7 protein-coding genes and 1 pseudogene are annotated in these 8,736 nt (G+C 55.5%); 4 read left to right on the top strand and 4 right to left on the bottom strand.

Going from position 1 to position 8,736, the window contains the following annotated elements; genetic code table 11:
* Nucleotides 1–18: 18 nt before the first annotated feature.
* Both AAAB35_RS02960 and AAAB35_RS02955 read right to left on the bottom strand, forming a co-directional pair.
* Complete coding sequence (locus tag AAAB35_RS02960; RefSeq protein ID WP_340666743.1) at nt 19–597, bottom strand: PE-PGRS family protein; 579 nt, start codon at nt 595–597, stop codon at nt 19–21.
* A 297-nt stretch (nt 598–894) separates the two neighbouring features.
* Nucleotides 895–1,986, bottom strand: a complete 1,092-nt coding sequence (locus AAAB35_RS02955) for a hypothetical protein (RefSeq protein ID WP_340666742.1) — start codon at nt 1,984–1,986, stop codon at nt 895–897.
* A 393-nt stretch (nt 1,987–2,379) separates the two neighbouring features.
* On the opposite strand from AAAB35_RS02955, the gene AAAB35_RS02950 reads away from it, so the two are divergent.
* Nucleotides 2,380–3,012 (top strand): hypothetical protein, encoded by a 633-nt coding sequence (locus AAAB35_RS02950; RefSeq protein ID WP_340666741.1) that lies wholly within the window; start codon nt 2,380–2,382, stop codon nt 3,010–3,012.
* Between the two features lie 283 nt (nt 3,013–3,295).
* On the opposite strand, the gene AAAB35_RS02945 is transcribed toward AAAB35_RS02950, so the two are convergent.
* Together AAAB35_RS02945 and AAAB35_RS02940 are read right to left on the bottom strand one after the other, a co-directional pair.
* Entirely contained in the window at nt 3,296–3,823 is a 528-nt protein-coding gene (locus AAAB35_RS02945; protein WP_340666740.1) for a hypothetical protein, read from the bottom strand.
* A gap of 553 nt (nt 3,824–4,376) precedes the next feature.
* On the bottom strand, nt 4,377–5,876 hold the full coding sequence (locus AAAB35_RS02940) for a CAP domain-containing protein (RefSeq protein WP_340666739.1): 1,500 nt from the start codon (nt 5,874–5,876) through the stop codon (nt 4,377–4,379).
* Nucleotides 5,877–6,321: 445 nt separating this feature from the next.
* On the opposite strand from AAAB35_RS02940, the gene AAAB35_RS02935 reads away from it, so the two are divergent.
* From AAAB35_RS02935 to AAAB35_RS02925, 3 genes and pseudogenes are all read left to right on the top strand, one after another.
* Nucleotides 6,322–7,086, top strand: a complete 765-nt coding sequence (locus tag AAAB35_RS02935; RefSeq protein ID WP_340666738.1) for a glucose 1-dehydrogenase — start codon at nt 6,322–6,324, stop codon at nt 7,084–7,086.
* Between the two features lie 705 nt (nt 7,087–7,791).
* Nucleotides 7,792–8,154 (top strand): DUF982 domain-containing protein, encoded by a 363-nt coding sequence (locus tag AAAB35_RS02930; RefSeq protein WP_340666737.1) that lies wholly within the window; start codon nt 7,792–7,794, stop codon nt 8,152–8,154.
* A 117-nt stretch (nt 8,155–8,271) separates the two neighbouring features.
* Nucleotides 8,272–8,649, top strand: a pseudogene (locus AAAB35_RS02925) (YkvA family protein); the annotation flags it as partial.
* Nucleotides 8,650–8,736: the final 87 nt, after the last annotated feature.

The following is an 8,736-nucleotide window of genomic DNA, read 5'->3' as shown; positions in this document are numbered from 1 at the left end:
GGCGATCCCCAGGGATATTTATGATCCCAGATCGTGTTGATCGATCGTGCCAAGCACGTTGATGAAATGGTCAAGCGCATTGTTGACCGTTGTCGTCGTGGTTTCGGGATCCGAATGAACGACAGCTGCAGAGATATCGCCGCCAAGAGCGTTGTTGCCGTTACCGCCATTGCCGCCGACACCAGCCAAAATCGTGCCGTGTTGATCAGCAGCGAGTTCATTCAGTTGATTGCCGGTCGTGGCAGCAGCAACTGCTGCAACATTGCCACCGCTGGTGCTGGTCTGGCTGCCATTGGAGGTTCCGCTGCCGCCTGCACCGCCGTCACCAAGGTTGGTGATAGCCGCAAGGAAACCGTCATGGGCCGAAGCGTTGCCGCCGTCGCCACTGTCGGCATCCCAATGAGCCTTCTGCCAGACATCATCGCCGTTGTACAATTTTGTATGTGCACCTTCGACGGTCTGTGATGCGCTGAAATATGCGGAAGGGCTGAAGTTGATCGTGCCCTCGTTGTATCCATCGCCGCCATTGCCGGCATTGGCGTCGCCAGCATCGGAATGATTGAGCTGGATGGTGTCAGACAATTTTGGAATAGGCATAATTTTACTCCTCTACTTTAGTTTTTGTCCGTGTTTCTCCCACGGCCCGGTACCCAGCAGTCTCCGCCAGGCAAGATAACCGCCTGATAAGAGTGCTCGCGTTCTGCTCGGCGAACTAGCTAGATATTCGGGGATGTTCCTTTGGGTGGGGTGCGGTCGAAGGAGGGTATGTAGTGCGGGAACGGACAAATGGGTGTATCCCCTTTCAGGGGCAAAATTGTTGGCGGCGGGAAAGCATCAGCCTTCCGCCGCAGTCAAAATCAATGCGTTCGAAATATGGATGCTCGGGTCAGGATCTCAAGCGTGCATGAACGACATGATGTCGTCGACGAGGGAGGCGTGGTCGGACGTCAAGTTACCCTCTCCGCCGCTACCACCGATGCCAGCCATCTGCAAGGCATGCTGATCATAGAGCACGTGGTCGATCTGATGGGCGTCAGCCGTGCCGCCTGCGGGAACCGCAATGTTGATCGGGTGGAAATAACCGACATTCACATCGACGATACTGCCATTGGAATAGCCTGAACCTCCGCCACCGCCCGATCCCATTCCGGACCCAGTGAAGATGGTGTCGGAACTCAGATTGAAGCCACCGCCACTGCCGCCAATGCCGGCAATTTGCACGGCACCCTGGTCAAATACGACATTATTGGTCTGATGGGCTTCGGCCGATCCGCCAGCTGCGCCAATAGCGATGTTGATTGGCGAAAAGATAGCGACATTTAAATCGACCATGCTGCCGATGAAATAGCCATTACCGCCATGGCCGGAATAGAGATCGCCGCTGTAGGTAAGCGCCGTTCCGGCGCTGCCTGGCGAATTGGTAATCGCACCGTTGTGATCGCCGCCGTCACCGCCGATGCCCCCGATCTGGGTAGCACCCTGCAAAAATAGGGCGTTGTTGTCCTGATTTGCTGTCGCATGCGATCCTGAACCCCAGGACACGGCGGTGTTGACCGGGGCAAATACCCCAACGTCAGAGCTGACCATGCCGCCGTAGAAAATACCATTGCCGCCGGTGCCGGCGTGGTTCACCGTGTCACCGCCCCCGCCATTCAAAACGACATTGCCACTGCCGCCATCGCCGCCCATGCCCGCCATTTCGGTAACATGCTGATTCATCAGCGCATTATTGCCCTGGTTGGCTTCGGCCGACGAATGAGGGCCCGCAATGGCCGCATTAGAAGGCGTAAAAATTGCCAGCGGATCGGCGGAGATGATGCCGATCGCAATGCCATCGCCGCCGCTGCCGGCCGAATTGCTTGAAAGAACCTCAAGGGGAAGCCATGTCGGTACGAGCGCCAGATGTCCCGAAGCGGAACCCGGAATCATGCTTTGATTGACGCTCGCGTTGAGCGCTTCTTCCGCTACGGGCCGATTCTCCGCCATGACGTTTCTCCACTCCGCTTACACGCACAGTCCCGACAAAACACACGGGCGCATGGTTCTGATTGTCGCTTATTGTGAAGGCAGATGAAGAAAAAGAAGAGCCTGCAATTCGTCTACAGCCGTTTGGACGTAGGAATAGCCATTTGGCTATATCCCTTGTCCATTAGTGATCAACCACCCGAACCTGCTGGCGCTGCGGTAGAAACTTACCGAAACGCTTGTGGAGGCGATGCACGCAGCTTGCAGTATGAGTGCGCAGTCCGCGCGAAAGGGTTCGTGGCGGGTTATGCCAGCCGGTCGGTTGCCCCGCCAAGGTCGTCGACCTTCGCAGGAAAATCAAAACGGACGAAGTGAGTGCTGCTAGGGAAAACGACGTTGCAGGTGAGTACGGATATGGATCGCCTTAAAACCAAAATCTGGACGGCCGGTCCGAGTTCCGACTTTTGGCAATGCGGCAAACTTGTGATGTTGATTTTATTGAGAAAAGTGGCGCGAGTGACGGGGCTCGAACCCACGACCTCCGGCGTGACAGGCCAGAAAGATAATCCTTTAAATCAACGAGTTCGGAATTTTCCACAGTGCATTTATAATGCGGAACAAATCGTGATTTTCCGAATGGTTTGCCGCCCTTGCGATATCCTGCCAGCGACACTTATTATTGCACCCATGCACATCACCTGGCAACGCACTGTCATCGGCGGCGAGCCGCTGCGCCACGATTTCTGCGCGGAAGCGGAAGGCATCGTCATTGGGCGCATCATGCGGTTTGAGCACGGGGAACTTAAAGACTGCTGGGAATACAATTTCCAGCTTGGCCACAGTGGTTTTCGTTGCGGCGACGACGAAGGACATGCCGATACGCGTCATGATGCCATAGCCGCCATCAAGGCACGATTTGCGCGGTTTATTGCAACGCCGCACGGCGAAGGCGGCGGCCTTGGTTTGCCACCGCGACGATGGCTTCCAGGCAGTTATGCGCCAAGCACGCTTCATTCAAACTGCTTAGGGTGCAAACCATTGAAATAAAAGCGGTTGAGCCTCACACTGACCCCAGTTTGGTTGCCGGGGGCAAATTCAAATGGACCAGGCCTGCCGTATTCGCAATTGTTTTTATCGCTGCGGTGCTATGGCTGCTTTACGAAAGCATCCGGTGGGTCTTGGGTTGGATTGCTACCTAGGGAAAGATCCGATTGTAACGACGCCTCCGTGAGCGCGCAATCAGTTGTCCAATCGTGTTCATGCCGTCCCCATCATACCGACCCGTCGTTGTGCTTGAATCCCGACGACGGGTTTTTGCGTCAGCGGGCGGTCAATGCTTGAGGCACTTTTTTGCCGCTGCCATTGCCTTGTAAGTCCCCTTCAGATCGACAACAAAGGCTCCCTTAGTTTCCGGAAATACAGTCATTTTATAACGCTTCGCCACGGCGCGCTTGAATTTCGGGTCATCGGTCAAGATGTAGCCACCAGAATAACCGTCCTTCAGGTCGCCGCTTGTGGTAGTAGCGACACCCTTATATAGCTGGCCGTCGATGGAAACGAAGATGTCGGACATGTTCCCGTTCTTGAGACCGATATCTACCTTCGTGAACACGCCGAGATACCCGACCTCCTGATTTGCGGTAACGCCCATTTGCACCGAACTTGGGCCATCCGAGCGCACGATCAAGCAATCTCCGCGGGTTTGATTTGTATAGACAGTCCAGCCCTCGATGTCCTTCCCATATCGGACAAGCACGTCGCTAGCCTTGGGGAGGGGATTTTGGCTTTGTGCATTTGCTGCCATCGCAGGCGATAGCGCTAGTGACGTAGCCGCGATGAGTGTCAGGAAGTTTCGCATGAATATTCCCCTTTGTGCAGGCTGGATTGCTCTGGCGTGAGCACCGTATTCGATTGCTCGGATTTGTATAGTGGTCGTCGTCAACGGCCTGTCCTACGGGGGCGTCGATCTACCCAGCGATGGCTGCCGGGTAGTTACGCACGCCAAGAACCCCAACTGGCATCTCAACACAAAAGATTGGCAGGCAGACGCAAGCACGAAATTGTTCGAGTTGCTAGGAAGTCGCCGTAGACGAAGCGCAGCTGCATAGCAGCTAAGTAAAAGCCGTCTTCCTGATGAGGCAGATCGCTCAGTCCGAAAGGGTAGACCAATGAAAAATGTATTTATCCGGATCGCGACCTCACTCACCGCTGCCTGCCTCATGATGGGCACTGCTCATGCTGGTTTCAGTTCCTGGACCTGTTCTTAGGTGGGAATTTGATGACAGACGAGGATCAGGAAAAGGATCTACGGTTCGACGGAAGGGCATTTCTAAGAGCACGTGAGCCGAAGCGGGAGCCTTGTCGAATTCGCTCCACTGGAACAGTCGATCGCTTTGCAACGCAATCTCGGTTTATCGTATTATATCGCAGTGGCGGCCCACAGGAATGCACCCTCGTGTTGGGCAGAGATAAAATCCGGGCGCGCAAGCCGGAGGTGGAGGCGGCGGACCAAAACAGTCGGGACCACCCACGGGACCGAGGTCGACCGGAAATTCGCGGCCGCAGCTGGTGCCAGCGGTATTATGCGCACAAACCTTCAAGGTAAACCTTCCTTCACTTTGATAGGTGGCTCCTATAAAGCCGATCTCGCGATTCGTCATGTAAACTGGGATGCCCCCACCGCCACCGCCGGAAACAGAGATATCAAAGTACGGCATGGGACGGTCGCATTCGATGTTGATACCCCCACAAATCGGGGCGCTGGTAGTCCGGCAGTTTCTTGGCGCCGCGGGCCGCGGCTCTTCTTCTGTAAAGGGAGTACTTATTGAGCCGAGCGCCTCTGCAGAGACATGCACCGTCACATCGCCTTCGCTCGGTCTCTGATTGATCCTAATACGGTTCTCGCCAATGTTTACCGACTGGGTGACGGTGCCGACGTGCTCCCATACGGCACTATCGAAAAAACCGGGTCCATCGCGCTCACTGACCCTGCAGGTCAGATCAACCGGAAGAGTTCTGTTGCGAAGCGCCGCAGCCGAAAGGACAATGTCATCGCCGGTATTGGCCTCCCGCATCCCGATCAGTTCGACCGCTCCCTGACCTGCGACACTGCAAGAAAGCTTCCAATCACATATGCCGATCTCGGGACAATCATTGATGTGTAACTTCTCGAAACCGACAATAAATCCAGGATTCGTTTGCACGACGGGTTCCTGAGTGGGTGGGACAAATGACTGACAATCGCCAAAATCCACGACGTAGGTCCCCATATCACCCCCGAGCGGAGTATGCGGATCGGCACCGTTTCCGCTAAGGCCAACGCCAATTTGCCTCACTGCGGGATCGAGAACGCGCTGGCGATGCCCAGCCGTGCTTACGTTCATCCACCAGTTGACCGCCGCAACAGGCGTGGAGCAGGCATTTAACGGGCAGTTCACCAGAGTTGGATCGCTGCCCGTTCCCGTATAGGTGATTTCTCCAGTTTTAAGTGGCTGCCTTTGGCAGTACCCATTGGCAACAATCCTCGTTTGTGGCGTTGAATTCGTTTCTGGGTTGACGTGAGTGTCGTAAGTCACAACTCCGCCGGTAACGGGATTCATCATGGCTTCGTACTCGCCATCCCACCACCGCAGCCGGCCCGCATCCGCAGCATGTTCTTGAGCGGCTCGGGTAAGTTCCGGACTGAGCCACAGCGGCCGCAAGCCCATAGCCTCCCGCTCGGCATTTATCAGGCAGCGCACTGCCTCGCGAACTCGGTCAGCCTGACTTCCCAAGTCGATCGATGACGGGGAGGTGTTAATCTCCGGTCCGCACTTTGCGGCCCCCTCGACCTGTGCTGACACAGGACCGGCGGACGCGAAGACCATAACAACTGAAAAAAGGCCAAAGACTACCCAACGTACGAACTGCATTTCGCCCCCCGCTAGTACTTGTGCCGATATTTTGCACAAAAAGTTCTATGCTCTCCGCTCAAGTGGCGGTGAGAATACTGACGCTTTATAATAAATGGGTCGCCGGTCTGCTTAATGCTTATGCAGGTTGTCGCGCTTTATTTTACCATCACTCGTTTTATTGTAAAGCGAACTCATACCTAATCAAATGTAATTAACGCTACCGCTGTTAGGCCGTGAACTCATAAACGTGATGTCCCGTCCCAGAAACACCATGATACTGAGCAGGAATAGTGTCACCAGCGAAAAAATTATGCGTCGGAGTATGAACATGAGGATAGCAAACTTCTCCGGATCCTACCGGCAGCCTCAGGGCAGACCGTGACCGCGCGAGCATGTTGTCTTTGACCGGCGCCCAAGGCGGCATTTTCGATCCGAATATTTCGAAATCTGGAAGGAAACGAACATGCGACTATTACAAGACAAGGTCGTGCTTGTTACTGGAGGCACATCGGGCATTGGCCGCGCCAGCGCGATATTGTTTGCACAGGAGGGAGCCAAGGTTGCGATTACCGGCCGTCGCGCGGCGGAGGGCGAAGAAGTCGTCTCCGGGATCTCCGCAACTGGTGGGCAGGCAATGTTCGTCCAGGCCGATCTCGGCGTCATTGACGGCATTCCGGGCATTATCGCGCAAGTCGTGGCGCAGTATGGCAGGCTGGATTGTGCCTTCAACAATGCCGGGATTACGGGTGGCGGGCCGATCGAAACGCTCGATGAGCAAATATGGGATCGCGTCATCGACACGAACCTGAAGGCCTCCTTTTTCTGTCTCAAGGCGGAGGTCGAACAGATGAAGCGGCAGGGCAGCGGCGGAGCGATTCTGTTCAATGCATCGGTGCTCGCCAATATCGGCGCCGTCGGCACATCCATCTACAGCGCAAGCAAGGGCGGTGTCGTCGCTATGGCGCGGGCGGCTGCGGTGGAACTCGGCCCGATCGGCATCCGCGTCAATTGCCTCAACCCATCCATCACGCGCACGCCGATGACGTCGGCCCGAATGGTGACGAAAGATGACGGCACGTTTTCGCATCCGCTGGCGGTCGATATCCCGCTCGGACGGCTAGCGGAAGCCGAGGAAATGGCGCACGCTGCGCTGTTCCTGTTGTCGGATCACGCATCCTATGTCAACGGCCAAGCTCTCGTCGTGGACGGCGGCCAAAGCGCGTTCTGACACCGGAACAACTGGTCTCGACGCGGCTGACATGACCGTCCCCCAGACTCCCGAAAGGGGTCTAGCTCTACAGTTGCAGAGGCCCCTGCCCGAAGACCGCCTTATCCTGCTGCCGCAACCTCAAGCCGAAGAACCGCAGTTGCTATGAACGAACCCCTCCCGCCAAAGCCCACCTATCCCACGAACGTGGACAAAGCTTCGGCCGGGATAATCGAACACTACTGTATGCACCCAGGCTGCAATGCGTGGGGATCATTTGGCTTTGATCGCCGCTACGGTATGGAGTGGTATTGCAGAGAGCATAAGGGCGATGGCGAGGCATAGAACTCGGCTCGGCGTCCAAACTTTGTGTCTACTGGCGAACAGGAACAACCAAGCTAATTTTGCGTTGAACAAGATGCGGACTGCTACCCTTTGCAAGTCAGCTAAGAGCCCTCGCCATGGCTCCCGCCCCCAAGGGAGGCGAAGGCTGCTCGGCGGTGTGCGCAAGCTCGCCGCTCTTTTTTTGAACGATGAAGATTGAAATTTGGCCGGCCCCAAACGAAAGTCGGGAGGCATAATTGGCGCTCCCTCGCCCCCCCGAAAAAGCTGACCGCTGGGCTTTTAACAGCGTTCAGCCTTGATCAACAACGTACACCGGAGTGCTGGGTGCGCCTATAAATCGCCCCTTAGCACGTATAGTCCCTCAATGAATAAATAAAATGATTGATTCGAAATCTCGGAAACTTCCCCTACATTTTCGGCATGTACGAGGATTACAAGACATTCAAGATGGTTCGGGTGTTTGGCCGCAAGCCCGGACAGCTCGTCGCGATCACGTCGGCTTATGACGCCGCCGTGTTTCTGCTTCAGGAATGGCCCGAGGAAACAGGCGACAAATATCGTCTGGCCAAGGAAATCATGCTGAAGTGCCTAGAGGGTGGCTGCTCGGCTGCCGTCGCGCGGGTTGCGTTCGTGGAAGCCGCGAGAGGGGCGAACATCTACATGGAAGCAGAGCCGTTACGGACGGCCTACACCGGCAAGCCAGACCCGAAATGGGGCAAGCGCAAGACTGCGCGCAAAGCGTAATCCTCTAGAGCATCTGTTTTGCAGAGGTCGGGGGTTCGAATCTCCCCTTCGCTACCGATCAAAGCGCCATGCGCCGCTCAACGACGGACAACGCCTTCTCTTAGCGAGGATTTCAGAATGACGCCTGTACGGCCTCCGGGGCGGTTTGAGCGACTGCGAGGATGGGCTAAAATCTAAAGAGGGATGTCCATGCGATCTACTTGGCTGCGCGCGATGAGCGAACGCCATGGTTATGCGAAAGCCTTGGCCTTTATTGTGGCCGCGTATGCTTTGTCGCCGATCGATCTCATCCCAGATTTCATACCAGTTATTGGTTATCTCGATGATTTGATCCTGGTGCCGCTCGGAATTTTTCTTGCAATCCGAATGATCCCCCCACACATCATGGCCGAATGCCGTCAGAAGGCAACTATCGCAGGAGCCCGTCCCACCAGTCGAGGTGCTGCCTTTATTGTAGTGGTCTTATGGATTGTAACCGCAGCAATCGCGCTGTGGTTTATTTTGTCTTTGCAACGGATATACGAAAATGCCGAGCTTAGCCCACGTGCAAACAGTCAGAAAAATTGTGTTAGCAGCAGCGTT

It is taken from the genome of Phyllobacterium sp., from assembly GCF_037994425.1.
Taxonomy (GTDB): Bacteria; Pseudomonadota; Alphaproteobacteria; order Rhizobiales; family Rhizobiaceae; genus Phyllobacterium.
The sequence above is the reverse complement of the archived record's forward strand: the minus strand, read 5'-3'. Positions and strand labels throughout refer to the sequence as shown.

Bases quoted from the DNA above. Each gene is read 5' to 3' on its own strand.
- AAAB35_RS02960 (WP_340666743.1), bottom strand. From the start codon at position 597: ATGCCTATTCCAAAATTGTCTGACACCATCCAGCTCAATCATTCCGAT.
- AAAB35_RS02955 (WP_340666742.1), bottom strand. From the start codon at position 1,986: ATGGCGGAGAATCGGCCCGTAGCGGAAGAAGCGCTCAACGCGAGCGTC.
- AAAB35_RS02950 (WP_340666741.1), top strand. From the start codon at position 2,380: ATGGATCGCCTTAAAACCAAAATCTGGACGGCCGGTCCGAGTTCCGAC.
- AAAB35_RS02945 (WP_340666740.1), bottom strand. From the start codon at position 3,823: ATGCGAAACTTCCTGACACTCATCGCGGCTACGTCACTAGCGCTATCG.
- AAAB35_RS02940 (WP_340666739.1), bottom strand. From the start codon at position 5,876: ATGCAGTTCGTACGTTGGGTAGTCTTTGGCCTTTTTTCAGTTGTTATG.
- AAAB35_RS02935 (WP_340666738.1), top strand. From the start codon at position 6,322: ATGCGACTATTACAAGACAAGGTCGTGCTTGTTACTGGAGGCACATCG.